The following is a 24580-nucleotide window of genomic DNA, read 5'->3' on the forward strand; positions in this document are numbered from 1 at the left end:
CCGCACCACGATGCCACCGCCGATCCGGGGCTCGGACAGCACTCGTGCGGCCAACCACGACTTTCCCATCCCCGCGGCGCCGGTGACCAGTACCGGGGGGGGGGGGGGGGGGGGCGGGGGGGCCCCCCCCCCCCCCCCCCCCCCCCCCCCACGGCAGGCTCTGGCGCACCCCAGACCGGTCGACGGCCCATCAATTCTTTCGCGCGCGGCGATGCCGCCATCGCGCAGATCGGCTAGACTGACCTCGCCGGTCTGGCCTTCACTTTGGCCCCACCCCGGCACCCGTGCCGTCGCAGTTTTGGCGAATCCGCTCCGCGGTGAGCCCTTCGGGGCTTATGCGCCGGCACACTCAAAGGCGTGTCCTCGCCCTCGGGCCGGGACACGCCTTTTTTGGTGCGTCCCGCTTCCCTGGCTCGGCAACCGAGCTGGCCGGGACCTGCCTTTGATGAGCAGTCGCCGCCCCGAATCTGTGTCCATCTCAGTTGCCTCTTTACGTATGGTGGCGTGAGGGAGACATGACAGGCACACGGGGAGGTAGGGAGATGACCGAGTCGACGAAGACGAAGCGCCGTCGCGTGCGGCGCTCAACCAAAGTCAGCCTGAAGCTGGAGGCGGCGCGGCAGCGCGACGCTGAACAGCAGGCGGAACAACGTGCGAAGGATGAAGCGGTCCAGAAGGCGTTGGAGGTCTACTTCGACGCCGACGGTGAGATCGACGCTGCTGCGAGGGAGTGTCAGCGGCGGGCCGCGCCGCATGAACGCGCGATCACGCGGCTGCGGAAGGAACGAGACGAGCGGGTGGCCGACCAGGAAGCGGTACAGGCCATGGCGGCCCTGGCAATCCACGAGGCCGACCGGACGATTGAGCAGGTCGGCGAGTTGCTGGGAAAGGGCGAGAAGGCGGCGCGCGGGCTGATCGCTGCGGGCCGGAAAGCCCGCGCGGCCCTGGCGCAGACAGGCAACGGCGCTTCGGCAGGCGGCCGCGAGGACCAGGACCAGCGCGCCGAGACCGTTCCCGCCGCCGCGCATGCCGGTAGTCCGAGCTCGACGCGCGGAGTGGACGACGACGCGCCCGCGCCGACCTCGAACAGTGCCGCCGTCGATGCCTAGAACGACGGGGAGGGGCCGACTCGTGCGAGTCCACCCCTCCCCGTCGTTCAGGTCGAGATCAGCGTGGCCGGCTCGCCGGCACCGGCCGGGGGCCGGGGCGCGCGGCGTAGGTACGCGTCTCGGGGCCACGGTGTGCAGCCCGAAACCAGCGCAGCCACGGCACCATCGTGGCCACCCCTCCGACCAACATCAACAGTGAGCCCACGGTGGCCATCTCACCGAGGTAGTCGAACGTGAGGGCCAGCGGAACAACGACGGCGCCGACGACTGCGCCCCAGAGCAACCGTCGGCCGGTGCGCCTGGGCAGCAGCCAGAACCGGGTCAGCCTGGCCACGCCGGTCCCCAGCAGTGTGCCGAGGACGATCAGTACCGGCAGGCCGTTGGCCCACGGGCTGCCCGGGACCAGCACCCTGCCGGTGACTACGGCCAGCAGCCCGGCCACGGCGGCGCCGACGCCCGCGCCGACGCCGACCGCACCGATCAACCGGAAGAAGACGACGAAACTGGTGGGCCTCATGTCATCCGAGGGTAGACCACGACGGAGTCCTGGTCTGCCGAGAATCCCGGCTTGGGCCGGATGCCGGTGCCGTAGCACCCCCGGTTCGGAGCCGCCGGAGCTCAGGCCGTACCCGCCCGGCTGGCTACCTCGGGCGGTCATCGCGCCTCGGAATCGTCGGCGGGGTGCGATTCCTCCAGGACGTCGAGCTGGCCGCGCCGGTAGGCGGCATGGGCGGCCAGGCCGGCGGCCACCGATCCCGCGAAACCGATCAGAATCAGGTCAGCCGTCTGGTCTGCGGGGACCAGGAACCCGACGGCGAACGCGACCAGCGCGACGGCAACGGTGCCCGCCCAGGCGCGCAGCGCGGAGCGGCGCCAACGCCGGGCCCGCTCGGCGTCGTCGTGTATGCGACTGGACCTGCTCTCTGTGCTCGCCTGAAGTTTGGCGTAACGGGCCTGGCATCGCAGCAAGTCCGCGGCATAGCCGGGATCGCTCAAGGCGAAGTGGAACCAGGCGACGTCTTTACGCCACTGGTCGACGCACAACTGGCACTGCATGTGCCGGACCGGGACGCCCTCGACGTAGTCGATCGCATAGCGGCCGCCCGTGCAGAGGTCGCAGAAGTTCTCCCAGTACTTGCAGATCGGGGATTGGGCGTACCAGCCCTCGCTTGTGCATGACGGGCACCAGCATTTGTCGGCGCCGATCGAGGCCGCGGGCGGCGTGCCGGGCAGCTCGGCACAGGCTGGCCCGCCGCCGAAGAACGACTCGTAGCGAAGACCGCCGTAGTTGACGTCGAGGTCGAACTGGTCGGTTCCGGGGGCAAAAGAACGATAGTGCGACATGGTCGAAGAACCTTCTGTCTGGAGTGGACGGCTGGGAAGGACGCGGCGCAGGCACTGGTGCACGCGGGAGTCCGAAGTCGCGCACGTACTCGATGCAATCCGGGTCTGGTCCGCTGATCCGGCACCGAGCGGGCTTCAAGCACTGCTGAGAGAGCTGAAGGCCTCCCCCGGAGGCCTTCAACGTCAAGCGCGGTTGCGGGCGCTAGATCAGCCGCTCGTCACAGTCGACGTGGTCGAGGTCGTACCTGCGGTGGATGCCCGTGCAGCCTCGTGGTCGCCGCGGTCGTGGTCCTCGTTGATGTCGCTGTCCGGCTCGGCCGTGTCGGATACCCCGGCGTTGCGGGAGATCGTGACGGGTTCGGCTGTCATCGGGGTAGGCGTGCTGGTCCGATGTGTCATCGACGTGTCGCGGGAGATGACGGGCAGGCTGTCGAGGTAGTGGATGGCGCGGGCGTAACCGAGACGGTTGCGCAGCTTGACGAGCAGTCGTTCCCGGTACGCGGCTGGGCCGCCCAGCTGATCGAGGATACGAACAGCAGTCTCTACCTGTCCGATTTCCGTTTCCAGGAGAGCGATCCCGTGCGGCTGGTCTCCCAGGCGGTGCGCGTACGCCGCTGCGGCCCCCGTTCGCTGGTCGAACTCACGGATCATCTCCGGTACCGAACCGTCGCCGCGGAACGGCGACGCCCCACTAGTCAGCCACGCCGCTCGGAGAAGGTTCTTGACCATGTCGAGCTCCAACTCCGAGATCTCGACCGCGACAACGTCGCGCGACTGTGGCGCGGTACGGCGCTCAGCTTCGGCATCAGCCGGCGCCTTGGTGACGATCGAGCGACGGAAACGAGAGAAGAACGACATAGGAAGCGTGGCCTTTCGATAGGAGGCTGGGTGTCGACGGGCAACAGCGGAGTGCTCGGCCGGGCGTGCCCGTGGGGAAGCGGGCACGCCCGGCCGAGGGGTGAGCAGGCAGCTGCGCTGTGGGGGGCAGCGCGCGCCTGCTCGGCAGGGGTGGCGTGATGCGCCTTGGTGGCGGACGGAGGGGAAAGGACCCGCAGGACCGACGGGGACGCTTACGGCCCTGGCCGCCAACTCGCCTCGTGCCTGGCATTCGGCTAGCCGGCCCTGCGGGTGTTCGGGAGGCGCCCGGCCAATCTCGGATCGGCCGGGCGCGGTGAAGACGGCGGAGGGCGACCGCGCGGGTCGCGCGGTACGGCGGCCTCAGCCGCGGGCGAGCTCGGCACGGAGGTCCATCAGGTACAGGCCCAGCCAGTTCTTGCCGGGTTCGGCGCAGGCAGGCCGCCCGCACCCGCAGTCGCCCCAGTCGTTGTCGTGCCAGGAAGTCCCTTCCTTCAGGTACGCATCGCCAGTATTTACAAGCAACTTCGCGAGACCGGGATCGGCGAACTTGGCCTTCAGCACCGCGCGCATCACGTCGTGCCGCTTCTCGTTCCACCCGGGGATCAGACGAACCAGGCGACCGAGCCGCTTCGCTTCTTTGGGCGTCAGCGCGGCGGCTATCTCGGCCCGCTGCGCCGGATCATCGGTTTTCCCACCCTGAAAAGCCGCTTCCGCGGTCCGGTAGAGGACACCGCGTGCTCCCTGGATCGGCAAAGCCAGCGGGTAGAAATTGCTCAGGAACGCATATCGCCCTCGGAATTCTTCGATTCGCTCCATCAGCTGCTCCCCGTCGTCGAGTCGGTGCGTTCCGGCGGTCGTCGGAACGCACTTGTCGGCTCCTGGCTCGGGGTGGGGTGTCCAGTGCTTTCCTGGACACCCCACCCCGAGCCAGGAACAGTGCGGCGTTCCGAGGGCAGCCGGGACAACGGCGTCCCTGTCGCAGAACACACCTGGCCACTACGGGGCCGGGAGCATCGGGGCCCTCGACCGGGCATGACCGCGGGGAAGACGGGCATGCCCGGCCAAGGGGTGAGCAGGAGACAGCGCCGTGAGGGGGCGGCGCGTGGTGCTTCTGCTCAGCCGGGAAGTCCTTACCAAGGTTGAGTCCAGGGGCGGTTGTGGTGGAACCGGATGCGGCCGTCGAGGAGTTCGAAATCGAACGGGCAACCGGGGCACTTCCCGAACTCGCGAGTTTCCTTGTATCCCAGCCCCTCCGCACCGAGTTCGTTCATGACGGCGAACACGTTGCCGCGCTGGTCGAGCTGAACGAGCTTGGTGGTGACGGTGACGGGCGCTCCCAGCGGCTGGGCAGCCTGCGCGGATAGTGCGCGCCGGCAGGGATGTCGTCGATCGGCGGCACGTCGATTGAGGCCGACCTGAGTCTGGGCCTGAAAGCTTGGCTCCGCCGCGACTAGATCAACTTCCCGTCGCAGTCGATGTGTTCGCCGTCGTGGGCACGGCGATGAATTCCCCAGCAGGCCTCGTGCCCGTCCTCGTCCTCGTCTTCCTCGTCTTCCTCCTCCTCGTCCTCGTCCTCGTCGATGTACTCGCGGACGTCGTCCTCGTGGTCGGTGTCCCTGCCCGCGCCTGCCATGTGCGAAGCCCTGTGGTCACCGTTCCTAGCGCTGGCCTCGACGATGTTGTCGATGGCCTGTCGTCGTTCGTGACCGAACACCGGCAGGTCTTCCGCGAGAAATCGCGCGACGCGGGTGTAGCCGAGGCGCCTGTGGAGCATGGCGAGGAAGTCGTTGCGGTCGGTGATCGTGCGGCAGTCGATCTCCTCGCGGTTGAGGATCTGGATCGCGTTCGCGACGGAGTCGATTTCGTGTTCGAAGAACGGGATGCCGCCCGGGTTTCGCCCTGCGGTTTGTGCCACGAATGCTTCGGCACCGACACGCATCTGGAAGGCGCGCATCATGGCAGGAACCGGTCCCACCTCGCCGGGCTGCGGGCACCCGGCCCACCACGCTGACGTCAGAATCCGCTCGACGGTGGCCAACTCTTCGGCGGAGATCTCGATCGCCAGCACTTCCCGCTGAGCAGGCTGCGTGCGGAGAACCAGTTCGGCACCGGGCGCCTCAGTGACGACCGTACGACGGAATCGCAAGAACGAGAACATAAGCAGGCTGGCCTTCCGGTTCGTGGATCGGGGACATCGCCCCGGGATAGGTCTCGGCCGGGCGCACCCGCTGGGGAAGGCGGGTATGCCCGGCCGAGGGTGAGCAGGCGGCGGCGCCGTGGGGGTCGACGCGCCGCTGCTCCGCCGGGTGGCGTGAGGCCGTCCGGGTACCGGACAGGCAGGAAGGGCCCGCAGGACCGGCTGGGACGCTTACGGTCTCGGCCGCCAATTCACCTCGTGACATACACTTCGGCTAGCCGGTTCTGCGGGCGATCTAGGTGTGCCTGGCCGACGTCGAGTCGACCAGGCACAGGGGCAGTGCGGGTGCTCAGAAGCGGTCGGCTTCGGGCTCCCATTCCTCGGTCATGAGCCGGTCGTACTGCTTAGCCGTGACCCCCGCCCGCGTCAGGTCCTCGTCCGTGATCGGCCCGGCGGGCAGATTTCGGACCACGGCCCGCACGCGTTCCATCTCCTCCCGGTCCGAGGCTGGCCGAGCGTCGGCGTCCTCTCCGAGGACCTGGTCGATCCGGTCGACCACGTCGTCGGCGTTGGCGACGACGTGGTCGGTCTCGCGCTGGTCGACGTCGGGCCAATCGCTGCCCTGGCCGACGTCGGACGGTGCGGTCGACGACTGCGCGAGGGCCTGGTTTATCTCCGAGTCGAACGCCTTCAGCACGGTGAGGTAGGCGGCGCGAGTCGCGAGGTTGTCGACCCCGCCGTAGATGTCTTCCGTGGTCAGTGCCCGGGCCATGGCGTCGACGTCGCGAGCGATCAAGGCCGGGTTGTCCTCTTCGATACGGCAGTGCTCGTTGACGACCTTGATCGCGGTCCGCAAGTCCATCTCCGGCACGTTGCGGTCGCGGGCAGGAAGGTTTCGGGCGATCCAACCGCCCGGTTCCGGTGCCTGCTCGGGAATCTCCGGCGCCTCGATCTCGTCGGCGGGTGCCCAGAACGCCGGATCCCACATTGCCGCGTCACCGGTGACGGTCGAGAGTTCTCCCGTGATCCGGCTACGGACCACGTCCCCCGGCGCGAACGCCGCGAACACCGTGGACTCGCCGACGATCTCGTCGCGAACGTCTGCCGCTGGCGCGGTTTCGTCATTACGCATCGCGGCGCGGACCTGATCGGCCTGCTCGGCGCTGATGCGGGAGGTGAACTCGGTGGCCGTGTCGGTCACAGCCGCGGAACGGGCCGCGTCCTGGCTCTGGCCCGCGTCGAGCTGGCAGCGGTAGGCCGTGACCGCCGCGACCGCGAGCCCGGTCTCGTCGAGGCTGGCTTCAACAGCCCGCCTGGCGGCTGCTTCGTCGTCGCAGCCCTGGGCGCGCAGCTGTGCGAAGCGGTCCACCGCCTCCTCTGCGGCGAAGTAGTTCCGAAGCGCTTCCCCGGCGGGCATCAGCTCGTCCGGGTCGATCACCGGGTTCTCGGCGGGCGCGGCGTTCACGTCATAGCCATCCACAGTGGACTTGTCTCCGATCTCGTAGGGGGTCAGCTCGTCGGTGGCGGCAGCGACGTGCGGGTCGACCCGTCTCGGCGGTGCTCGTGGTAGTGACCGAGCGCGGTGTCGGCGAGCGCGCGGTCCTCGGCGGCGAATGTGCTCAGCACCTCCTCGCGGGCGTCGTGCTCGCTGCGTCCGTCCTGGTGGGTCTCTCGAACAGCTCTTCCGTCTGCCACAACGGGTTCTCGCTCATCCCCGGGCACGCCCGCTGTGGTGGCCGGCGGCCCCGGCCGCGCGGGCTTCGGCCACGACGCCGGCGTCCGGCTCCGGTGCGGGGCCGGGAACATCGGGGCCCTCGACCGGGCATGACCGCGGGGAAGACGGGCATGCCCGGCCAAGGGGTGAGCAGGAGACAGCGCCGTGAGGGGTCGGCGCGCGCCCGCTCCGCCAGGTGGTCCTTGCTGAGGTGACAATCAGGAGCGTTTGTGGTGATACCGGATTCGGCCGCCGAAGAGCTCGAACTCGAACGGGCACACGGGGCACTTCCCGAACTCGCGAGTCTCCATGTATCCCAGCTGCCTTGCACCGAGTTCGTTCGTGACGGCGAGCACGTTGCCGCGCTCATCGAGCTCGACGTACTTGGTGGTGACGGTGACGGGCGCTTCGCCAGCACCGGCGCACACGATCAACTGGACTCCTTGGGATATAGCCGGATACCTGAGCAGATCGACGCACCCGAAGTCGGCTGAGTCAGCCGGCGTCAGCGAGCCCTGTCGTATTTCGACAGGTCGTCGAGTGGGTTCGGCCCGAGGGGGCTGTCGATCTGCGGAGGGCGTCTCAGGTGAGGGTGGGGATGGCGGGGGTTCCGGTCGCGTTTTTCGGCCGGGTTTATCGTCATCCCCACCCTCACATGATTTGCTTGTAGCGGATCGACAGCCCCCGGCCCGAACCCGCCCCTCACCTCTCGCACCAGTCTTCGGGACAGGGATGCACGGGATCAGTTCGCCGAGGCGCTCTGGTTCGCTTGGTCGGCTTGCGAATCTGGCGTCCGGTCATCGACTAGCGCACTGCTCAAGGACGGGTCGACATATTGGACGGTCCAGCTGATCCCGGCGTCGGCGCACGCGATCGACAGGGCCGCGATCACCCGAGCCTCGGCTTCAGAGCGACTCGTGGCGCCCTCGACACCATCGATGGTGAGCCCGACAGAGGCTTTGCCCTGATAGGTCACCGCGATCGGCGGGAGATCGAGGTCCTCGAGTACTTGCCGGGTTCCCGAGTAGCACCAGCGGCGGGAGAAGTGCTTGTCGAGAATCTCGCTGCGGACGCTCTTCTGGAATTCGGCGAGCTGGTCACGCTCCGCGGAAATGGCGGCTTGCAGCTGCTGGTTGTCGGTCGGCATCGCGAACACCCTTCAACAGTGATGATGCGTTCATCAGGCGGGGTGACTGGCACGCGCGAGCTGCGCGTACCGGTCCCGTGGATCGAGGTCAGGCGCGGTTGGCGCGCAGGTGTTCCCGGAAGCTGGCTGCGTCGACCTGCGTGCGCCCGACTTGTTGGGAATGGACGAACAGTTCCTGCCGGAGTGCTAGCTGCATGAAGGTCCGAACACAGCCGCGAAGCTGATCCGCTCGTTGTCCCTGGGCGGCGGCCGCTTGGACTCGGCACTTGGCGGCCATCGCTCGATAGTCGGTCATGTCAGGCCTCCGTCGTGCTGACGGAACCGGCGGCCACGTAGGCACTGTCGCCGGGAACGATGGCGAGCGACTGCCCCGCGTTCAGCGTCTGGATGGCTGAGGCGAGGGCGTCCCGCAGGACGCTGCGGCCCTCTGGCGTTTCCAGTCGCAGCATCGCTTCCTCTGCGGCACCGTTGTCTCCGGTTTCGACGGTCAGCCATAGGTAGAGGCTGAGCTTGGCGCGGCTGATCTGCTTGGGCTCGTACGGCTCTAAGTCGAGCTTGCGCAGCGTGGCGTTGAGGTCATCCAGCGAGGGCCACGCGCTGTCGCGGAAGCCCTGGATGGCGCGTTCGCGGACCCGGGTGCGGTACTCCTGGTAGGCCCGGATCGCGCCGTCCAGCTCCCGCTGGAGCTCGGCCGTCGTCGCCGCACGGATACTGGTCGAGGCGGAGTCGCTCGTAGACGTCATTCCTGAACTCCCTCATTTGAATCGATACACGACGGACACGGAAGGCTGAAACCGAGAGGAATGGAAAGTGGCGATGCTAATCCGGCGCCGGGAAGACGTCGCGGGGATTTCGAGTGAGTGAGAAAGGCGATTCTTGAGCAGGTCAACGGCGGCCAGAAAGTACGTCCTGCCGAGCACGGATGGTAGGGGCGGATCACGATGGTGACGGTGCCCATGCGGCCTAGAGCCAGCCCTCGCCGTCCCACGCGCCGTCTGTGATCGCAAGAATGCAGTCACGCTCGGATTCGGGATATGCGATCGGCTTCTCGATTTCCGACTTGAACGCCGCGAATATTCCCGAATCCATCTCCCAGTAGAGCCCGAGATTCTTCTTGTGGCCGAACACTGTGACATAGGTCTTCTCGTCCAGTGTGGCTCTGTCGAGATCGAAGGTCATGTTCTCCTTCCCCGTGGCATTTAGGCAACCCACGGTTCCCGAGCCTGGGCACGACAGCGGAGTCCAGAAGCCCGATTCGCGAGGCGAGGTGCTTCGCGCCGCTTCATCCGGTCTGGTCTGCGCCTTGCCGCCGGTCATCTGAGTCCATGGCTTTCTTCCAGGACCGAGCAATCTTCTTCGCCAGCTTCAGGGCCCGCTTGAGCGCGGCGTCGGCGTCGCGACGGGTGTCGTGTATTCCGTCCCAGTAGCAGGCGAGGTTCTCGGCGTGCACGGCCTTCCGGATCGCGTCGAGCAGCTCGGGCAGGTCGTCGCCGATCACGGTGGTCGTGCCCCGAGGTTCGGTTCTGGACATGAGCTTCCTTTCGTGTGGCGACGTTCGGGCGTTGACGAGATGTACTGGCTGCCTCGCACGGCGAGATGGGAGGAAAACGTGGTGCCGCTTCGCGCCTCGCCGGCGACTGACCGGTGGCAGCGGGGATGTCTGGTGTCCGGCGGGCCGCCCGCCGGAATCCAAGGACCGAACCCACAGGGCCCTGCGCCGCCAATTCGACCCGCGCTGTTCTGACCGCCGAAGAGACGCGGATCAGCTGTAGACGACGGTGACGGGCTCGTCGTACGGGTCTAACGCCTCGACCGCGCGGGCCAGCGGGCCGAACGAGTCTCCCGCGGCCGTGTACCAGGCGCCGGGGACGGCGTACCCGGCATCGACCAGGGCGGGTGTGATGACGTCGTTCTCACACCGCATGTAGTCGCCGAAGTCGATGGGAAGCTCGGGGATGATGTCGTCGATGTTGCGGTACACGTTCCGCCCTTCCGTATGCTCTGGCCAGGTGGTCAACGAGCGCTCGAGCCCACCCTCGTGTGCAGATCGTCGAGATCGGGTTCGGCCCGAGGGGCCGTCGATCTGCGGAACGCAGCTCAGGTCGTGGTCAGGGCGGCGGGGGTTCCGGCCCCGTTCTTGGGCCGGGTTCATCGTCGCCCTGACCACGACCTGATTCGCTTGGAGGGGATCGACGACCCCTCGGCCGGCCACGGTCGCCTCACTGGCTCCGCCGCCCCCAGCGACGGGCGAAGCTAGGTGGTGGCCACCTCAGCTGTCCTGTGTGGACCAACCCGGGGTCACCACTAAGCTGGGCTGGCGATGAACAGCGGCCACTCCTTCGCGACGACCGCGACGGGTTGCCACTCGTCGGGCGTCATCTCCAGCCGGCTGATCGAGGGCAGGAATCGCAGGGACTTCGGATGCACCCACAGACCGATCCCTTCCTCGGTCCAGAACACCAGTGCGCCCGGATCGATCGCACGCTCGTCGGGCGTGACGAACTTCGGGACCACACTGCCGTTCACCCAGAGGCATCCCAGGTCGTCCTGCGCAACAGGGTGGAGACGCCGTTCACGGCGATCCAGCCCCAGCTTTCCCGGTAAGCTGGGATGTCACGGACGCGCGGCGGACAGGGCCAGCCCGGAAGATCGAACGCCCGCGCATGAGGACGGTTCGGCTCGCGCATCAAGACCTTCCTCACGAAGCAGGGGCACTGGCTGCTCGCCCAGGGAGAACTTCCTCGCTGCGGCGCCGGGGATTCCGCCCGTCCACATCCGACGAATGGAGGCGAGCAGTCCCAACGGGACGGCTCGCCTCCGTCACGTCGTGACCGATGGCTCGCCGAGTCCTGTGGTGTCGAGGATGTCGTCGACGGAGGTGACGAGTTCGGCGTCCCGGGAGCGGATCAGCGCGTGGCAGCGGTAGGACAGCGCGGAGGACACAGGCCCGGGCATTGCCATGAGAGGTCGGCCGAGCATCTCCGCGGCGAAGATGCTCGGCCGGGTACCGCTGTGCCGCCCGGCCTCCACCACGACGGTTCCGGCGGTGAGAGCCGCGACGATCCTGCTACGCGCGGCGAAGCGCTGGCGGCCGGGCAGCGTTCCGGGCGGGTACTCGCTCACGAGCGCACCGGACGCGGCGATGCTGCGCAGCAGGTTCGCGTGCCAGACCGGATAGGTCTGGTCGATCGCGCAGCCGAGCACGGCGACGGTCGTACCGTCTGCGCTGAGCGCGCCGCGGTGAGCCGCACCCGCGACGCCGTACGCAGCGCCGGACACGATCGAGATTCCGTGGCTCGCCAGGTGATAGGCGAACTCGGACGCGTGATTCTCGCCGTACTCGGTCGCCGCGCGGGAGCCGATGATCGCGACCGCCCGGGCGGTCGCGTCGTTGAGCAGGGCCGGGCCGCGGACCCACAACCCCAGCGGCGGCGCCATCGAAGGGAATCCGCTGCCCTGGGCGCCGTTGAGGTCACTGAGCTGGCGTGCGGGCCACTCGGTGTCCTCGGGGGTGACCAGGCGGGTCCCGCCGGCCGCGGCTTGTTCCAGGTCACGCACGGCGGAGTCGTGGTGGCGCTGTGCGGCGGTTTCGGCCAGCACCGCCGGCGGGCACCTACCGTTCTTGACTCGTGCTGCGGCCTCGATGGGGCCGTGCAGGCTGACGAAAGCCGCCAGTTCGGGCGCGGGCGGCTCCGCTGCCCGCATCAGGTAGGCCCGGGCGATCTTCTCTGCGGTGAAGTCGCTCATTCAGAACCCTTTCGTGCATGGATGAGGTGCCGCGCTGTGCCGGGACCGCGTGCCGGGTAGGCGAAACACGGGACGCAGCGCGCACCACGAGGCGGGGGACGGTTGGTGGAGGCGTTCTGCCTGGATCAGTCGTCGGCGGGTTCCACATCGAGATGGGGCTCGAGAAGGTCCAGAGACCAGGTGATCCCGGGATCCGAGCACGTGGCCGACAGCGCCGCGGTCACGAGAGCCATCGCTTCCTCCTCATCGGCGACGCCGGTGACCGCGTCAATGCGGACCCTGATCAGCACATTGCCCTGAACATTCGTGGCAATCGGAGGAAGGCCGAGTTCCTTGAGGACGCGCTGGATTCCCGGAACGCACCACTCCCCGTCGTTCCACTGTTGTTTCATCAGCTGGCGGACCTGGTGGCGGAACTCGGCGTCTGCCGCTTGGTGGGCGGCGATGTCGGACTTCAGTCTGTCGATGTCGTTCGTTGCCGCCGTCCCGATGTGCTCGTCATCGGTGTCGGCCATGATGGTCACGTTGTTGTCGAGGTCGGTCTGGGTGACGGTCCTGGACTCGTGCGGCTGGAGACCGAGTTCCCGCAACTTGTCGTTCAGCGACTCCAGCGACCAGTCGAGTTCGTCGTAGCCCTGGATGGCGCGATTCCGGACCAGGTCGCGAAACCCTGCGCTCGTCCGGCGCAGGGTCTCCAGCTGATTGCTGAGTGCGGATGCGACGGGGTCGGGATTCGGGGTGGAGTCAGAGTTGATCGTCATTGTCTGGTCTCCGTCGGTCGATCTGGCACGCTGCGCATGCGGACTGCCGGTGTGATGGACCAGCAAGGGCCCGCCGGCGTGCTCGCGCGGCGGGCCCTCACTGAGACTCAAAGGTTGTGAACAGACGGCGGCTCAGGTTGCTGGCCGTTGTGGCGGGTTTCTACTCGTCGCCCGAACTGGTAGCGGGAACGATGGGGACCGGGTTGCTGGCGATGGCGTTGCACAAGCGGCTGAGGGCGTGCGGGACGCCGCCCACCACCCTGTAGTCGTTGTCGCGGTGGAGGGCGATGCAGTGCCGCGGCAGGGCGATGGTCGGGGTGCGACGCAGCCGCGCTACCTCCCAGAGCCAGCCATCGCGGGCGGCGCAGTGCACCTGGCGGACCTCGATGCGCCCGGGGTGGGAATAGAGCTCGTGATGGCGGGCGAGCTCATCGGTGGCGTCATCGACGTTGAGGACCATCCATGCCTCGCAGGCCATGCCCACACCATGGAAACGCCAGCGGCGGCCGATGACGTCGAACAGGTCCGCGGTGGGTCGGCGCGGAGTTTGACCACCATGTCGCGGAAAGCGGGGAATAGTGTCTGGACGGCGGGGTCCAGCTCGGCGGCCGGGAGGTGGGCCTGGCGGCGCATGGACTCGACGATGTCCGCGAGTCGGTCGAGCACATCCGGATAGCGGCCGGGGGCCTCCACCAGTAGCCGCGAGAACCTTTCGACCTCGGTGTGGCGGATGCGGCCGGTGTGGATGTTCTGCTGTAGGAAGAACACTGTTGGTGGCCGGTCCCAGCCGTGCTGGTGGATTTCCTTTTCGGCGCGCAACAGCGCGCTCCGCACCTCCTGCTGGAGAGGCTGGTCCGCGCAGAGTTTCCCCGTACGGGCGACCTGGGCGTCGATCTTCTCGGCGTACTCGGCAAGGGTGAAGACACGATGCGGTCCTGCGACCAAGACGGGCTGTCCTTTCGGGAAAAGAGGGAAACACGGCCAGGTCGCTGGCCGGGGAGCGACGCTCCCCGGCCAGCGACCCGCGTCCGTCAGAACGGGGGCTCGTCGCTGAAGCCACCACCGCCACCGGCCGGGGGAGCCGAGCCCCAGGGGTCCTCGGAGGGGGCGCCCCCGCCGAAGCCCTGGCCGCCGCCGTCGGTGCTCTGGCTGCGGGAGACCTTGTTGACCTTCGCGGTGGCGTAGCGCAGCGACGGGCCGATCTCGTCGACGTCGAGTTCGACGACGGTGCGCTTCTCGCCTTCCTTGGTCTCGTACGACCGCTGCTTGAGCCGTCCCTGCACGATGACCCGAGCGCCGCGGGTGAGCGACTCGGCGGCGTTCTCTCCTGCCTGGCGCCAGAGCGCGCAGCGCATGAACAGGGTGTCGCCGTCCTTCCACTCGCCGGACTGCTTGTCCAGCGTGCGCGGGGTCGAGGCGACGGTGAAGTTCGCGACCGCCACTCCGGACGGGGTGAAGCGAAGTTCGGGGTCGGCGGTCAGGTTGCCGATTACGGTGAGAACGGTCTCTCCAGCCATGGCGAGAACTCCATTGCAGATCGGTGATCAGGTCACCGACAACCGCTCTCGGTCCTCCGTCACTCGAAGCTGTCTCGAGTGGGTTCGGCCCGAGGGGGCTGTCGATCTGCGGAGCGCGACTCATGGGCTGGCAGGGATGGCGGGGAATTCGGCCGTGCTGTTGGGCCGGGTTCATCGTCATCCCTGCCAGCCCATGATTTGCTTCAAGCGGATCGACAGCCCCCGGCCCGAACCCACATGCCCCTACTACCAACCAAATCTCACACCCAATCGGTGTCGTCCCGCATTACTGGGACGACACCGAGCACAGGGCGCGCCACCGCCGCAGCACCCTCCACCCGCTGCGGGTCAGATCGAGCCGATGGGTCTCGCGACTGTCGCCGTCGACGTCAGCGAAGAGCCACAACCCGACGCAGACCAGTCCGGCGCGGCGCAGTTGGCTGATCAGCTCCGCGTCGCGGGGGTCGGGCGGGACGGCGCGGTGGCCGCGCACGTCGGCGATGACTTCGTACAGATCACCGCGCCAGACGGTGAACCGATCGCGCGTGATCTGCTGCAACAGTCGGTGCTGTGGCTAGTCGGCCAGCGGACCGCAGTGCGGCTGATTCCTCGCCGCTGGTATCGCTTCGGTGTCCAGCAACGCCTCCTGCACTGGGCGCGGACGGCGCCGTCGGCGTTGCCGCCGGGCCGGCACGGGGGCTGGCTGCTCGGGCGGTGGGGCGGTGCCGCGGCAGACCGGACACCGGTGATCTTCCAGATGGGTCGGCCCGCCGGCGGCGGCGGTGAAGTCGGCGTCGCCGCACTGCGCGCATTGGTAGGGCAGCAGGTCGGGGTCGGCACCGGCCCGCTCGCATGCCGCATAGATTCCGGCGTAGGCGATGGTGGCTGCCAGCCGCTCGGCGACGTGCTGTTCCTCCAGTTGCTCCACAGTGGAGGTGGTGGTAGCGCTGACGAGGGTGGCCAGGTGACCGGTGTGGTGGGCGAGCCCGGAGTGGCGCAGAGGGTCGCGGCGTCCGTCGATGCTCAAGGTGAACTGCCCGGCCCGCCAGGACAGCGCGATCGGAACGCGGGCACCGGCCGCGGCGAGGGTGATCCGCGAGGCCGCGGTCACCCCGTTGGTCTCCCAGCCCAGCTGCGGCACCCATGCCTGGGGTGCCAGGTGCGCGACGATCGCGCGGGACAGGGTCGCCGCGGTGGGCTCGCCGGGCTGATGAACGGATGCCAGCTCGCTGGTGGTGCCGGCAGGGACAGTGGCGTGGAGATAGGACATCCGGGGCTCCGTGAGGCGGAAGGCCCGCTGGGCGGGCTGCACACAGGGACCACGGGACCGCCACCGCGAGGGCTTTGCGGTGGCGGTCCCGTGGGAGAGGGGTCTCATGCGGCGCGGTCGGCCAGCCTGCGTGGGTAGCGCGCGCCGGCTTCCAGGCCGTCGCTGATCGTGGAGTCGGCTTCGTAGGTGGGTATCTGGCGCTTTTGCGCGGCGATGTGCAGCGTGGCGCGGGCTTCGTCGTCGGTGAACTCGTGCCCGGCGATCAGGCGGCCGAGGCCGAACGCGGCTCTGTTGAGGGTGTCGTGGGCGGTGTGCGGTGCGGCGTTGGCGACGGTGGCGGCGACCGTGTCGAGATAGCGCTGGCGGCGCCTGTCCGGCAGGGGCTGCACGTCGCCGAAGTCGATCGGTTCAGGTTCCGGTCGCGGTGGTGGGGTGAAGTGCGGGATGAGCCATTCGGGCAGCGGGGCGATGGGGGCCCGGTGTGCCACGGTGTAGATGCCGTCGCGGCGGACCGAGCCGGGCGCGACGATGAATCCGCCACGGCCGCGGCTGTCGATTCGCCACCCGGCCTTTCCCGCGGTGTTGCGCAGTGTGCTGTCCGCGCGGACCCGGAAGTAGAGATGGTCGCTCGGCGAGGGGCTGCGGCCGGTGTAGGTGTTGCCGGGGTAGGGCTGTCCGGCCCGTTCGGCGAGGCGGGCGAGGACGTCGCGGCCGTGCCGGGCGCCGGCCCATTCCGGGGGCGGTTCTTCGCCGTGGGCGGGGTCGAGGTCGAGTACGTACAGGTTGGACGGGCCGCAGGCGATGCCGACGTTGCTGGTCGGGGAGGCACCCCACCAGTAGCGGATCAGGTCCGGTTCGGTGGTGGCGCGCTGTTCCCAGCCCAGGTGTCCGTCGGCGCAGCCACCCGTACAGGTGCAGGCGCGTTTTCCGTGCAGGCACGGCACTTTGGAGCGCGGCCAGAGCGGGAACACGTACAGGCCCTGGCGGGCGGCCGCGAGCGCGACGCCCATCAGGCGCGGCGCGGGACGGCGCCGCCAGGTGCGGCCCCGGGTGGTGTGTCGGCGAACCGGCCCCACGGTTCGTGGTGGTGCGGTCATGGTCATCTCTCCTTGTTTCCAAGGTAGCGCGCCTATCCGCCCAGGTCAGGCGGTTTTCCGGCGAATCGGGATTACGGGTGCGACCCGACGGCGTTCGACGGTGCGCAGGTGCTGCTGCACCAGGAACGCCAGGAATGGCAGCGACGGCGGGCAAGCGTGGCGGCCATTCAGACTGGGGTCCTCGTCGGCAGGGGTCTCACCGTTGACGGTGACCTCCCAGTAGGCGCCCTGTGTCGCATACGGACCTGATTCAGTCCGCGTGACCACTGTGACCGGCAGGCCTTCGCGGTCGCGCAGGCACGCGGTGACTTCACCACCGAGGGGCAGGTGAGCGGGGACTCTCTCGGGGTCCTCGCTGGGGTGCCGAGTGAGCAGCTCGCGGTAGTGCAAGGAAACGGGGGCCCCACCCAGGCGCCACAGCAGCTCTACGAGATGACCGCGGGCCCAGTCATGGGCCCCGTAGCCGGCGAGGGAACCGCGGCGCGGGATGTTGGTGGCGACCTGTTCAGGCAGCAGATAGCTGCGGGACCAGTCATACGGGGTGAACCAGCAGCAGTACCGAGGGGTCGGCCAGACGGTTTCGGACAACACGGGACCTCCAGACGGGGATGGACGGATCCGGCACGCGGGGTGTGGGGCGGTGGCGCATCGGTCACCGCCCCACCCGGGTCAGCGCACAGGCGGGTTGGTGTTGAGCACGTCCAGCAGGGCCGTGACGGCCTGCTCGGCATCTCTGGACTTCAGCTTGACCAGAGGCTGCTGCGCGACGCGTACCTCGGCGCCGTCACCGAGCAGCCAGCTTTGTTGAGTCCGGACCTCGTAGCGGTGTCCTGCGACGGTCACGGTGAGGAGCGAAGATCGAAGAATGAACGGAATCCACACCAACTTGGGCTTGCTCACGACGACGTCGGCGCGGCTGAGTGACTGGAACATGCCGTTCTCATCACTCGATTCCTGAAGCCGGGCTGTCAGGTCATCGTCCCAATCACCCGGGAGCCGGTACAGGGGCCTGGTGCCCGAGCGGGTCACCTGCTCGAGCGGCGGAGGTGCGGGCAGTTCGTGCCAGCCGAATGGGTTATAAGCGTGGAACCGGCCGTCGATGGCGACAACGTCGCCAGTCAGCAGCGGCCGGTTTCCGCGGGCGAGATAGTCCGCCGCCCGCCGGTCTAGGGTCCTGAGGCCGGAGTCGTCGCTGAACAGCTGGACCGCCTCGTCCGCTAGCTCGTGATCCTGCATATAGCGCTGGAGGCGGACGGTGTAGACGAAGACTTCGGTGACCGTGTCTCCAGGCTCAAGACCGCGCGTGAACTCGTGCCGATACCGATGGTTGTTGTGGAACACCCGCACTGTCACGGCGGTGGGCTCGTCGGCGGGGGCGGCGATGGTCTGCGTGGTGCTCATGATTCCCTCCGGGCATACACGAGGGCCCGGCCGGAGCGATTCGACCCAGGGATGAGCCGCGCGCCCAGCCGGGCCGTGGTGAAACATTTATTCGATTACGTCGGCCGCACCAAGAGTTGGCCGGTGTCCGCAGTGCACGCCGAGACGACGGGCCATGCTTCGGGTTCGGCGCTGATCACAGAGGTGTCCGATGTGGATGGTGAGCGTCCCCTCGTGTCCGTCCAGTCGCCTCTCCGCTCCGGCGTCGTAGGTCGGGGAAGGATTGACGTCGTCACAGTCGCCTGTTTCCGTGCCTCCGAAAACCAGGAGCGCCAGCAACGTGTCCGCGTGGCCGAGGGCGGTGTCCATCGCCTTGAACAGGTCTTCGTCTCGAAACTCGTCGGCGGTGCTGAAGTCGAGGGTCTTCTCGGCCTCGTCGTACAGTTCGCCGTGACGAGCATGTGCCGTGTCGACCGCGTCCTTCGCCGCGCGGTACTTGTCGCTCGCTGCAACGATCTTGCCGCCGTTCATGCCTCTGTCACCGTCTCCTCCCACAGGCGCCTCTGTGAAGTCGCGGCGCGATGGATGGTGGTCCAGATCCCGCCAACGCGGGCGAGATCGGAGGCGTGTGTCGAGCCGGGAGAGTCGTCGAGGATGAAGGCGAGGCATCGTCCGGCGCCGAGGTCGATGGCGGTCTGCACCATCTCCTCGTTGCGGCGGAATCCGGCGGAACGCCGGAATTGGCCGTCCTGGATCCACTCGGCGGGGAACCGCTGGACCGTGCCGCCCCAGTGCTCCCAGCAGTCCTCGCACAACTTGTCGGCGCCACGAGGGCACGCGCCGGACATCAGGATCGTGTCGGGATGCCAGACCTCGGCGAGCGCGTCGCGGATGATGCGGGTGTCGGTCCAGATCTGCGAGCCGGTGATCAGAACCCGGCGGGCGTGTAAACGGGGAAACTGCGCGCTGGAATCAGGCCGGCGGGTCCCTGGTGATGAGGACGTGCACGCGGCTGAAGACCGCGCTCGCCGCGATCGCGCAGCCGGTCACGGTTCCCCAGCCGATGCGGTCGTCGAACAGCGCGGCTACGGCGAGAGGCGGCAGTGTCAGGCAGATGGAGATCGCCAGTTTGATCAGGAAGTTGCCCAGCTTTTCGAGATGCTGGTCTTTCACAGCGGCGGCCTCATGTGATTCGGGGCCGTACGGGACGTCTGGCGGGCCGCACGGCCGACGGCGGGAACCAGCGAATGGCCCGCGAACTCTGCAGCGGAGCCGGTGCGGGCCTTCGGCTTGCTGGTGCTGGCTGGTCAGTGCAGGTGCCGCGGCGGGTCGTCGCAGTCGCTGAGGTGACAGGCAAGCCAGACTCTGGCGATGCCGGATCTGCCCTGGTCTTCCAGAAACCCGACCAGGGAGTTCACCTCGCGGCAATCCAGCACGTCGGCGATGTCGCGGGCCAGGACGGGGTTGCTGAACACCTCGGTGAACACCTCGGCCGGGTCGTAGATGAGCTGCTCAGGGGCGAGCTCGGACACGAGAACCTCCTCTCGGGAGATCAGGCAACCTGGGCTGCACGGGCGATGGGAAAAGACGTCAGTGGACGCGGAATCCGCCGAAGCGGGCGGCAGTGCGCAGGAAAGGAACAACGTCGTCGGCGAAGGCGTCCGGGTGGGGAGCACCGACGACCCGGGCGTTCTCGTAGGCGGTCAGAGCCTCGTTGCACTCGTCGGCGGTGACGTGCCAGCCGTCGCCGCTGGAGACCTTGTGGGTGGGAATTCCCCAGCGCCGGGTAGCGCCGTGGGTTCCATGGTCGACCTGGAGCGCGGCCAGGGCCCGCAGGTAGTCGCGGGCGCGGTCGGTGACCGGCAGTTCGCCGTCGAAGTCGGCGGCGCCCAGTTGGTCGCTGTCGGGGAAGTCCGGGACCGGGCTCGGGTGGGCCATGCCCAGGGCGACCATCTCCTCGCACAGACGAGCCGTGCCGAGGGCGAACCCGCGCTCGATGCGGGTCGTGTCCTCGTGGGCGGGGGCGTTCTGGACCTGCAATGTGTAGCCCATGCGGGCTCCTTCCGCTCGAATTCTGCTGTTCACGCCCCAGAACTGGCCGAGGCTTGCGTACGAGGTGCGGTGGTGGCCACGCCCCGCTCCCGTCCGATAGGGCGGGGCGTGGCCACCACGGCACCGGACTCAGCTGACGAACTTGCTGCCCAGGTAGCTGTCGAAAAAGGCGCGGATCTGGTCGGCGGCGGCAGGGCTCGCGGAATAGACCGCGTTTCGGCAGATCTCGCGCCAGGCGCGTCGCGTCTGCCGCTGGGCACCGGGATCGACAACGGTGACATCCGCGGTGAACCGGGTGCCGTTGATGAAAGCGGCAACCTCTGTTCCCGAGTCGGGGTTGCGATCGACCACGATCTCCAGGCGCAGCCGGGGCTGGTCGACAGCCGCGCACCCCAGCTCGTCCAAGGCTGCCGACATGTCACGGAGCAGCACGGCAGCGCCCTCGCGCCGGTCGGCGCGGCCGGTATCCAGGCCAGATTGTTGCTGGTCGAGCACGACCCGCAGGCGTGCCAGGGCCTCGAGGTCGCGGGCGATGACGGCAAGCACGACGTCCGCGGTGAGGGGCTCGCCGCGCTCCAGCCGGTCGATGTCCGCGGACGTGGGCAGCTGGACGCGGTAGAGGATGTCGTCGACCTTGTCCCAGGCGATGCGCGGATCTACGCCTTCGATCACACTGTCCAGCTCCAGGTTGATCTGGTCGATCACCTGGTCCAGGCAGGCATCATCGGCGGTGCGGTAGTCGCTGGGGCAGTCGCACACGCCTCCGTCATTGGTCCACAGGTAGCCGCCTGTCGCGTCCCTGATCGCGGTGAGGGCGAGCTCCCCGCTGGTGTCGTCCACGGACACGTTCAGTTCGGTGGCGTCAGGGAACAGCCCGGACACCCAGTAGGCGATCTGCAGTAAGAAAGCGTGGCGGATGGCTCCGTCCGCGGCCTTCGCCACCGACTGGGCGTTGCTCAGGTTCTGCGCCAGGGGATGGGGATGGTTCAGCGCAAGATTGATCGGGGTGGTCACGCCGCCGCCTTCGTTCCGCCCGACTTGGCGGCAGGCGAGGCCGTCTTGGGCGCGGCAACGGGTGTGACCGGGGTCTTCGCTGCCGGAGCTTCCTCGGGTTCTGCCTCGTCCATGTCGTCGGCCGGGGACTGGGTGCCGTAGCGGATGCGGTCGGAGAACGCGTCGACGAGCGTCGGCGCGGCATACAGAAAGAAGACTCCGCCCACGATCATGGCCAGCAAGATCGCCGTGCCCCCGATTTCATTCCACATAGGACTGTTCTCCTCGCGTCGTGGGTGCTGCTCCGCCGGCGGTGGAGCGCGGCCCGTTCGGCGCGGCCGGGCGCGTGGGGGCAAGCCCCGTTCTTGGGCTTGCCCCCACGTGACTGGTCGTGCATGGTCGTCGCGGTCCACCGCCGGCGGAGCAGCACCTGCTTCCGCTCGGCGGGCTGGCGTCCTAGAGCCCGTAGATCTCGTGTGCGTAGCTCGAAAGGCCCCGGCGGTCGAGGTCGTCGTAGTCCAGGTCGAGGGAATCGGCCAGGTGCCGCAGATTGCCGAGGACGTCGCTGATGACAGTTCCCGGGTCCTCGTCGTGGTGCCGGCTCAGCGAGCCTGTGCTGACGGCGTGGGCGACGACCGCGATGGCGGCGAAACCGGCCCGGCGGCGGTTGTCGTGCTGGCCGTTGCTGACGGTGTTGCCGTAGCGCAGGTTGCCGTCGCCGACGTACCAGGTCAGCAAACTGTTGAGCTGGCTGACTTTCGCTACCTCGACCTGCGGGCTGGACGCCAAGCGCACCGCCGGTCCGACGGCGGGGGGCGGGACGGGCGGCAACGACCTGGCCCGATCCGGAGCGCTGATCTGCGCGGGCTGGTTGTGGTCGGGCACGATGCCGAACGGCGCGCGGTCCTGAGCGCGCGGGGAGACTTCGCCGTCGGAGGGTTGTTGGGGGATCACGGATTTCACCTTCTGCACTGTGTTGTGAAGGGGGCGGCGCGGCGGGGGCGATTCGCGGGTTCGCCGCGGTCGCTTGTCGGGTGGGGGAGTGAGGGAGGGAACGCGGTGGCGGATCAGGCTGCCTTGCGGCGGTCGGCTGCGTTCTCCACGATGACGCCGACGGTCGCGGCGACCGAGGCGTAGACGTCGGGAGCGATCCACCAGCCCGGCATCGCGGTCCACGGTTCGCCCCGGTAGCGGCGGGGCGTGCCGAGGACCGGGTGGACGTGTCCAGGTCGGATGTGGGCGTTCCAGTCCGGGCCGCTGGCGTGCCGGGCGAAGTAGGAGTCTGCGTCGAGGCGGTCCAGCCGGATCAGCGGTGTGCCGTCGGGGACCTCGTAGTTCGGGCGTCCCAGGAATTCCTCGATGCTGACGGCGCTGCTGATGGCCGACGGGCCTCGCGCGGCACCGTCGAGCCGGGTCGCGGCCGCCGAGAGGTTCCCGGCCAGGCCAACCTGGACCAGGTGCAGGCGGTACCGGAACGGGTCGGGGGTCAGGACCACGGGGGAACCTCCGTGCCGGGATGTTGCGCGATTCGCCGGACGGCGTCGGGTGTTTCCCGGCCGAGTTTGTCGTCGAGCGTGATGCGCAACTGGGCGGCCGCGACGTGTTCGGCGGTGAGCTTCGGGGAGTCCTCGCTTCGCGCAGGGGCGTCGGTCGTGTCGTACTCGTGGGGCCACCTGGTGTGATGGAGGCGGACCAGCTCGTCGATGACGGCCTGGCCGTCACGAGCGCGGAGCCACACCCGGAACCGTGTTTCGGGGGCGAGGGCGAGGCCGTCGGGGTAACAGGCCGCTCCACCGAGCAGGTCGCAGTCCGGCAGCGCCTCGCGGGTGTAGAACGTGGGCTGGCGGGAGTGGTACTCGAGCGACATCGTGCCGGTGGGGTCGCTCGGCGAGCCGGTGCGGATCTGAAGTTCGACGGCGCCCGGTGGGCCGTCGACGATGACTCGGTGAAATGTGCCGGACGGGCACTGCCAGAGTCGCATCGACAAGGGTGCGGGAACGGCGATGCCGCCGTCGAACAGGACGAGGTCCTTTCCGGACATGAACGTTCTCCTTGTGCCGCAGGGGATCGGAGTAGTCGACCGACGTGAACAGCCGCGGTGGCCACCGGTTCGGGTGGCCACCGCGGCTGCCGGATCCGGATGGGTCAGGACGCCATGCAGATCCGCTCGAACACCTCGCCCTCGGCGGATTCTTCGACGCGGAGTGTGAGTGGTACTCCGGTGAGGTGGTACTGGGGCGTGACCACCACGGTGGGGAAGCCGTCCGGTCCGGGAGTGACCGCGACGGTCAGGCCGGCGACGTCGAGGCAGTAGGTCACCGGGTCGACGCTGCCCGGCCGTTCCTCGATGCGGAGGGTGCCGTGTCGCAGTGTCACCGCGCCCGGCTCGGGGCCGGAGAGCGGCACTGCGTGGATCTCGAACCCGTGCTCGGAGTGGGCGACCGCGCCGCAGGAGAGGGTTCCGGGCTCCCGGTCCTCGGCGGCGACCGTGCCGTCGTAGTAGGTGCTGATGGCTTCGGTGTCGCTGAGACCATCGTGGGTCTCGGGCCCGCGCCTGCGGTAGCGGACGTCGTCCCAGTTCGCGCGGACGAATGCGGCCACGGCCGCCTCGGCAGCCTCCTGCGTGGTGCAGTGGATGCGGTAGTCCTGGAAGTCGTCCCACCTGTGGAACTCGAACAGCGTCGTCCCGGGAACGGGGGTGAACGGTGCCGATGCCGTGAGGGCAACCATGGGTACTCCGGTTCGTGGTGGTGGTCGGTTACGGGCTTCCCGCCGGGCAGCCCGCACCAGAAGGGCTATTTCCGGGCAGGTCGAAAGGGCCGGCGGCTCCGCGGTGCCAGGCTGCCGGGGGCGGGAAGGTCAGGCGGTTCCCACGCGGTGTCGAGATCGATCGGAACGGGCTGGAGCGGCGGCGTGAACCGAGAACGGCAGCCCGGCCATATGCGCGTCCGGGGTGATCAGGACCCTCGGGAATCCGTCGGGGCCAGGCGAGACGGCGAGCGTGAGTCCGCCCGCGTTCAAGCGGTAGGTGACCGCGGGACCGCCGGTCTCGTCGGGGTCTGAGTCGAGAACACTGACCGTGGCCAGCCGTAGCGGCACCTGCGCGGGTTCCGGTCCGGCCACGGCTCGTTCGACGATGGCGAATCCATCCTCGAGCGTGACGCCGAACAGGGGCGCGGAAGGACTGTCCTTGTCGCCCTCCACTCGGTAGAAGGTGAACACGACCTCGGCATCGCTGAGGCCGTCCGGGCTGGCGGGGACGTCGTCGCGGTAGGCGAGCTCGTGCCACTTGGGTCGGACGCTGGCCGCGAGCGCCGCCAGCGCGGCGGGAAGGTCGTGGTAGGCGGTGAGTTCACCGTCGCGGCCGAGTCGGTGCAGGATGTGGACGGTGGTGCCGACCGGTACGGGTTCGGTATGCGCGGCGGTGTGGGCGGACATCCGGACTCCTCAAAGG

38 protein-coding genes are annotated in these 24580 nt (G+C 68.4%); 3 read left to right on the forward strand and 35 right to left on the reverse strand.

Annotated elements, in window-relative coordinates; translation table 11 throughout:
• Nucleotides 1-542 precede the first annotated feature (542 nt).
• Complete coding sequence (locus ACZ3HL_RS43115; protein ID WP_465537637.1) at nucleotides 543-1109, forward strand: hypothetical protein; 567 nt, start codon at nucleotides 543-545, stop codon at nucleotides 1107-1109.
• Nucleotides 1110-1167: 58 nt separating this feature from the next.
• On the opposite strand, the gene ACZ3HL_RS43120 is transcribed toward ACZ3HL_RS43115, so the two are convergent.
• The 4 genes from ACZ3HL_RS43120 to ACZ3HL_RS43135 all read right to left on the reverse strand — a co-directional run bounded on the left by ACZ3HL_RS43120 (nucleotide 1168) and on the right by ACZ3HL_RS43135 (nucleotide 4127).
• Entirely contained in the window at nucleotides 1168-1626 is a 459-nt protein-coding gene (locus ACZ3HL_RS43120; protein ID WP_465537640.1) for a hypothetical protein, read from the reverse strand.
• A gap of 137 nt (nucleotides 1627-1763) precedes the next feature.
• A complete protein-coding gene (locus ACZ3HL_RS43125) occupies nucleotides 1764-2453 on the reverse strand; it encodes a hypothetical protein (protein WP_465537642.1) in 690 nt (229 codons plus the stop codon).
• 207 nt (nucleotides 2454-2660) lie between these two features.
• Nucleotides 2661-3311 carry a hypothetical protein gene (locus ACZ3HL_RS43130; protein ID WP_465537644.1) on the reverse strand — a complete coding sequence of 217 codons (651 nt, stop codon included), beginning with the start codon at nucleotides 3309-3311 and terminating at the stop codon, nucleotides 2661-2663.
• Between the two features lie 360 nt (nucleotides 3312-3671).
• Nucleotides 3672-4127, reverse strand: coding sequence for an NADAR family protein (locus ACZ3HL_RS43135; RefSeq protein ID WP_465537646.1), 456 nt, complete (start codon nucleotides 4125-4127; stop codon nucleotides 3672-3674).
• Between the two features lie 341 nt (nucleotides 4128-4468).
• Between ACZ3HL_RS43135 and ACZ3HL_RS43140 the strand changes: the two genes are divergently transcribed.
• Nucleotides 4469-4675: a hypothetical protein gene (locus ACZ3HL_RS43140; protein ID WP_465537647.1), complete on the forward strand. Its 207-nt coding sequence runs from the start codon at nucleotides 4469-4471 to the stop codon at nucleotides 4673-4675.
• A gap of 86 nt (nucleotides 4676-4761) precedes the next feature.
• On the opposite strand, the gene ACZ3HL_RS43145 is transcribed toward ACZ3HL_RS43140, so the two are convergent.
• From ACZ3HL_RS43145 to ACZ3HL_RS43155, 3 genes are all read right to left on the reverse strand, one after another.
• Nucleotides 4762-5457 (reverse strand): hypothetical protein, encoded by a 696-nt coding sequence (locus ACZ3HL_RS43145; protein WP_465537649.1) that lies wholly within the window; start codon nucleotides 5455-5457, stop codon nucleotides 4762-4764.
• Between the two features lie 340 nt (nucleotides 5458-5797).
• Nucleotides 5798-6913 carry a hypothetical protein gene (locus ACZ3HL_RS43150; RefSeq protein ID WP_465537650.1) on the reverse strand — a complete coding sequence of 372 codons (1116 nt, stop codon included), beginning with the start codon at nucleotides 6911-6913 and terminating at the stop codon, nucleotides 5798-5800.
• 44 nt (nucleotides 6914-6957) lie between these two features.
• Nucleotides 6958-7143 (reverse strand): hypothetical protein, encoded by a 186-nt coding sequence (locus ACZ3HL_RS43155; protein WP_465537652.1) that lies wholly within the window; start codon nucleotides 7141-7143, stop codon nucleotides 6958-6960.
• A 249-nt stretch (nucleotides 7144-7392) separates the two neighbouring features.
• On the opposite strand from ACZ3HL_RS43155, the gene ACZ3HL_RS43160 reads away from it, so the two are divergent.
• A complete protein-coding gene (locus tag ACZ3HL_RS43160) occupies nucleotides 7393-7656 on the forward strand; it encodes a hypothetical protein (protein ID WP_465537654.1) in 264 nt (87 codons plus the stop codon).
• Nucleotides 7657-7904: 248 nt separating this feature from the next.
• Here ACZ3HL_RS43160 and ACZ3HL_RS43165 read toward each other — a convergent pair whose 3' ends face one another.
• The 28 genes from ACZ3HL_RS43165 to ACZ3HL_RS43300 form a co-directional block, all read right to left on the reverse strand.
• Nucleotides 7905-8309, reverse strand: a complete 405-nt coding sequence (locus ACZ3HL_RS43165; RefSeq protein WP_465537655.1) for a hypothetical protein — start codon at nucleotides 8307-8309, stop codon at nucleotides 7905-7907.
• Nucleotides 8310-8397: 88 nt separating this feature from the next.
• Entirely contained in the window at nucleotides 8398-8604 is a 207-nt protein-coding gene (locus ACZ3HL_RS43170; protein WP_465537656.1) for a hypothetical protein, read from the reverse strand.
• Nucleotide 8605: 1 nt separating this feature from the next.
• Entirely contained in the window at nucleotides 8606-9052 is a 447-nt protein-coding gene (locus ACZ3HL_RS43175) for a hypothetical protein (protein ID WP_465537657.1), read from the reverse strand.
• A gap of 220 nt (nucleotides 9053-9272) precedes the next feature.
• A complete protein-coding gene (locus ACZ3HL_RS43180; protein WP_465537658.1) occupies nucleotides 9273-9626 on the reverse strand; it encodes a hypothetical protein in 354 nt (117 codons plus the stop codon).
• Nucleotides 9592-9840: a hypothetical protein gene (locus ACZ3HL_RS43185; RefSeq protein WP_465537660.1), complete on the reverse strand. Its 249-nt coding sequence runs from the start codon at nucleotides 9838-9840 to the stop codon at nucleotides 9592-9594. Before ACZ3HL_RS43185 ends, ACZ3HL_RS43180 begins: the two co-directional genes overlap by 35 nt.
• A gap of 231 nt (nucleotides 9841-10071) precedes the next feature.
• A complete protein-coding gene (locus tag ACZ3HL_RS43190; protein ID WP_465537661.1) occupies nucleotides 10072-10290 on the reverse strand; it encodes a hypothetical protein in 219 nt (72 codons plus the stop codon).
• Nucleotides 10291-10613: 323 nt separating this feature from the next.
• Nucleotides 10614-10835, reverse strand: a complete 222-nt coding sequence (locus ACZ3HL_RS43195; protein WP_465537663.1) for a hypothetical protein — start codon at nucleotides 10833-10835, stop codon at nucleotides 10614-10616.
• A gap of 294 nt (nucleotides 10836-11129) precedes the next feature.
• Complete coding sequence (locus ACZ3HL_RS43200; RefSeq protein WP_465537664.1) at nucleotides 11130-12056, reverse strand: DNA-processing protein DprA; 927 nt, start codon at nucleotides 12054-12056, stop codon at nucleotides 11130-11132.
• A gap of 125 nt (nucleotides 12057-12181) precedes the next feature.
• On the reverse strand, nucleotides 12182-12883 hold the full coding sequence (locus ACZ3HL_RS43205; RefSeq protein ID WP_465537666.1) for a hypothetical protein: 702 nt from the start codon (nucleotides 12881-12883) through the stop codon (nucleotides 12182-12184).
• 94 nt (nucleotides 12884-12977) lie between these two features.
• Nucleotides 12978-13295, reverse strand: a complete 318-nt coding sequence (locus tag ACZ3HL_RS43210; protein ID WP_465537668.1) for a hypothetical protein — start codon at nucleotides 13293-13295, stop codon at nucleotides 12978-12980.
• Between the two features lie 553 nt (nucleotides 13296-13848).
• Entirely contained in the window at nucleotides 13849-14334 is a 486-nt protein-coding gene (locus ACZ3HL_RS43215; RefSeq protein WP_465537669.1) for a single-stranded DNA-binding protein, read from the reverse strand.
• A gap of 286 nt (nucleotides 14335-14620) precedes the next feature.
• Nucleotides 14621-14893, reverse strand: a complete 273-nt coding sequence (locus tag ACZ3HL_RS43220; RefSeq protein WP_465537671.1) for a hypothetical protein — start codon at nucleotides 14891-14893, stop codon at nucleotides 14621-14623.
• Nucleotides 14894-14908: 15 nt separating this feature from the next.
• Nucleotides 14909-15604, reverse strand: coding sequence for a hypothetical protein (locus tag ACZ3HL_RS43225; protein WP_465537673.1), 696 nt, complete (start codon nucleotides 15602-15604; stop codon nucleotides 14909-14911).
• Between the two features lie 104 nt (nucleotides 15605-15708).
• Nucleotides 15709-16701 carry a bifunctional DNA primase/polymerase gene (locus tag ACZ3HL_RS43230; protein WP_465537674.1) on the reverse strand — a complete coding sequence of 331 codons (993 nt, stop codon included), beginning with the start codon at nucleotides 16699-16701 and terminating at the stop codon, nucleotides 15709-15711.
• A 45-nt stretch (nucleotides 16702-16746) separates the two neighbouring features.
• Nucleotides 16747-17292, reverse strand: a complete 546-nt coding sequence (locus tag ACZ3HL_RS43235; RefSeq protein WP_465537676.1) for a hypothetical protein — start codon at nucleotides 17290-17292, stop codon at nucleotides 16747-16749.
• A gap of 78 nt (nucleotides 17293-17370) precedes the next feature.
• On the reverse strand, nucleotides 17371-18102 hold the full coding sequence (locus tag ACZ3HL_RS43240) for a hypothetical protein (RefSeq protein ID WP_465537678.1): 732 nt from the start codon (nucleotides 18100-18102) through the stop codon (nucleotides 17371-17373).
• Nucleotides 18103-18189: 87 nt separating this feature from the next.
• A complete protein-coding gene (locus ACZ3HL_RS43245) occupies nucleotides 18190-18612 on the reverse strand; it encodes a hypothetical protein (protein WP_465537680.1) in 423 nt (140 codons plus the stop codon).
• Nucleotides 18609-19013 (reverse strand): SLOG family protein, encoded by a 405-nt coding sequence (locus tag ACZ3HL_RS43250; RefSeq protein ID WP_465537758.1) that lies wholly within the window; start codon nucleotides 19011-19013, stop codon nucleotides 18609-18611. Before ACZ3HL_RS43250 ends, ACZ3HL_RS43245 begins: the two co-directional genes overlap by 4 nt.
• A gap of 40 nt (nucleotides 19014-19053) precedes the next feature.
• The gene (locus tag ACZ3HL_RS43255; protein ID WP_465537681.1) at nucleotides 19054-19254 is read right to left on the reverse strand and encodes a hypothetical protein; all 201 of its coding nucleotides are present in this window, start codon (nucleotides 19252-19254) and stop codon (nucleotides 19054-19056) included.
• Between the two features lie 134 nt (nucleotides 19255-19388).
• Complete coding sequence (locus ACZ3HL_RS43260) at nucleotides 19389-19613, reverse strand: hypothetical protein (RefSeq protein WP_465537683.1); 225 nt, start codon at nucleotides 19611-19613, stop codon at nucleotides 19389-19391.
• A 58-nt stretch (nucleotides 19614-19671) separates the two neighbouring features.
• A complete protein-coding gene (locus ACZ3HL_RS43265) occupies nucleotides 19672-20133 on the reverse strand; it encodes a hypothetical protein (RefSeq protein WP_465537684.1) in 462 nt (153 codons plus the stop codon).
• Nucleotides 20134-20262: 129 nt separating this feature from the next.
• On the reverse strand, nucleotides 20263-21147 hold the full coding sequence (locus ACZ3HL_RS43270) for a hypothetical protein (RefSeq protein ID WP_465537686.1): 885 nt from the start codon (nucleotides 21145-21147) through the stop codon (nucleotides 20263-20265).
• The gene (locus tag ACZ3HL_RS43275) at nucleotides 21144-21398 is read right to left on the reverse strand and encodes a hypothetical protein (RefSeq protein WP_465537687.1); all 255 of its coding nucleotides are present in this window, start codon (nucleotides 21396-21398) and stop codon (nucleotides 21144-21146) included. The genes ACZ3HL_RS43270 and ACZ3HL_RS43275 overlap by 4 nt, the downstream gene beginning before the upstream one ends.
• Nucleotides 21399-21582: 184 nt before the next feature.
• Nucleotides 21583-22080, reverse strand: a complete 498-nt coding sequence (locus ACZ3HL_RS43280) for a hypothetical protein (RefSeq protein ID WP_465537689.1) — start codon at nucleotides 22078-22080, stop codon at nucleotides 21583-21585.
• 113 nt (nucleotides 22081-22193) lie between these two features.
• Nucleotides 22194-22622, reverse strand: coding sequence for a hypothetical protein (locus ACZ3HL_RS43285; RefSeq protein WP_465537691.1), 429 nt, complete (start codon nucleotides 22620-22622; stop codon nucleotides 22194-22196).
• The gene (locus ACZ3HL_RS43290; RefSeq protein WP_465537693.1) at nucleotides 22613-23167 is read right to left on the reverse strand and encodes a hypothetical protein; all 555 of its coding nucleotides are present in this window, start codon (nucleotides 23165-23167) and stop codon (nucleotides 22613-22615) included. The genes ACZ3HL_RS43285 and ACZ3HL_RS43290 overlap by 10 nt, the downstream gene beginning before the upstream one ends.
• Before the next feature lie 104 nt (nucleotides 23168-23271).
• On the reverse strand, nucleotides 23272-23856 hold the full coding sequence (locus ACZ3HL_RS43295; protein ID WP_465537694.1) for a hypothetical protein: 585 nt from the start codon (nucleotides 23854-23856) through the stop codon (nucleotides 23272-23274).
• Nucleotides 23857-23985: 129 nt separating this feature from the next.
• Nucleotides 23986-24564: a hypothetical protein gene (locus ACZ3HL_RS43300; RefSeq protein WP_465537696.1), complete on the reverse strand. Its 579-nt coding sequence runs from the start codon at nucleotides 24562-24564 to the stop codon at nucleotides 23986-23988.
• Between the last annotated feature and the right edge of the window lie 16 nt (nucleotides 24565-24580).

Source organism: Amycolatopsis sp. NPDC000009, from assembly GCF_055563465.1.

Excerpts from the sequence above, each read along its gene's own strand:
- ACZ3HL_RS43115 (WP_465537637.1), top strand. The coding sequence starts at position 543 with ATGACCGAGTCGACGAAGACGAAGCGCCGTCGCGTGCGGCGCTCAACC.
- ACZ3HL_RS43120 (WP_465537640.1), bottom strand. The coding sequence starts at position 1,626 with ATGAGGCCCACCAGTTTCGTCGTCTTCTTCCGGTTGATCGGTGCGGTC.
- ACZ3HL_RS43125 (WP_465537642.1), bottom strand. The coding sequence starts at position 2,453 with ATGTCGCACTATCGTTCTTTTGCCCCCGGAACCGACCAGTTCGACCTC.
- ACZ3HL_RS43130 (WP_465537644.1), bottom strand. The coding sequence starts at position 3,311 with ATGTCGTTCTTCTCTCGTTTCCGTCGCTCGATCGTCACCAAGGCGCCG.
- ACZ3HL_RS43135 (WP_465537646.1), bottom strand. The coding sequence starts at position 4,127 with ATGGAGCGAATCGAAGAATTCCGAGGGCGATATGCGTTCCTGAGCAAT.
- ACZ3HL_RS43165 (WP_465537655.1), bottom strand. The coding sequence starts at position 8,309 with ATGCCGACCGACAACCAGCAGCTGCAAGCCGCCATTTCCGCGGAGCGT.
- ACZ3HL_RS43170 (WP_465537656.1), bottom strand. The coding sequence starts at position 8,604 with ATGACCGACTATCGAGCGATGGCCGCCAAGTGCCGAGTCCAAGCGGCC.
- ACZ3HL_RS43175 (WP_465537657.1), bottom strand. The coding sequence starts at position 9,052 with ATGACGTCTACGAGCGACTCCGCCTCGACCAGTATCCGTGCGGCGACG.
- ACZ3HL_RS43180 (WP_465537658.1), bottom strand. The coding sequence starts at position 9,626 with ATGACCGGCGGCAAGGCGCAGACCAGACCGGATGAAGCGGCGCGAAGC.
- ACZ3HL_RS43185 (WP_465537660.1), bottom strand. The coding sequence starts at position 9,840 with ATGTCCAGAACCGAACCTCGGGGCACGACCACCGTGATCGGCGACGAC.
- ACZ3HL_RS43200 (WP_465537664.1), bottom strand. The coding sequence starts at position 12,056 with ATGAGCGACTTCACCGCAGAGAAGATCGCCCGGGCCTACCTGATGCGG.
- ACZ3HL_RS43210 (WP_465537668.1), bottom strand. The coding sequence starts at position 13,295 with ATGGCCTGCGAGGCATGGATGGTCCTCAACGTCGATGACGCCACCGAT.
- ACZ3HL_RS43215 (WP_465537669.1), bottom strand. The coding sequence starts at position 14,334 with ATGGCTGGAGAGACCGTTCTCACCGTAATCGGCAACCTGACCGCCGAC.
- ACZ3HL_RS43225 (WP_465537673.1), bottom strand. The coding sequence starts at position 15,604 with ATGTCCTATCTCCACGCCACTGTCCCTGCCGGCACCACCAGCGAGCTG.
- ACZ3HL_RS43230 (WP_465537674.1), bottom strand. The coding sequence starts at position 16,701 with ATGACCGCACCACCACGAACCGTGGGGCCGGTTCGCCGACACACCACC.
- ACZ3HL_RS43240 (WP_465537678.1), bottom strand. The coding sequence starts at position 18,102 with ATGAGCACCACGCAGACCATCGCCGCCCCCGCCGACGAGCCCACCGCC.
- ACZ3HL_RS43245 (WP_465537680.1), bottom strand. The coding sequence starts at position 18,612 with ATGAACGGCGGCAAGATCGTTGCAGCGAGCGACAAGTACCGCGCGGCG.
- ACZ3HL_RS43265 (WP_465537684.1), bottom strand. The coding sequence starts at position 20,133 with ATGGGCTACACATTGCAGGTCCAGAACGCCCCCGCCCACGAGGACACG.
- ACZ3HL_RS43275 (WP_465537687.1), bottom strand. The coding sequence starts at position 21,398 with ATGTGGAATGAAATCGGGGGCACGGCGATCTTGCTGGCCATGATCGTG.
- ACZ3HL_RS43290 (WP_465537693.1), bottom strand. The coding sequence starts at position 23,167 with ATGTCCGGAAAGGACCTCGTCCTGTTCGACGGCGGCATCGCCGTTCCC.
- ACZ3HL_RS43295 (WP_465537694.1), bottom strand. The coding sequence starts at position 23,856 with ATGGTTGCCCTCACGGCATCGGCACCGTTCACCCCCGTTCCCGGGACG.
- ACZ3HL_RS43300 (WP_465537696.1), bottom strand. The coding sequence starts at position 24,564 with ATGTCCGCCCACACCGCCGCGCATACCGAACCCGTACCGGTCGGCACC.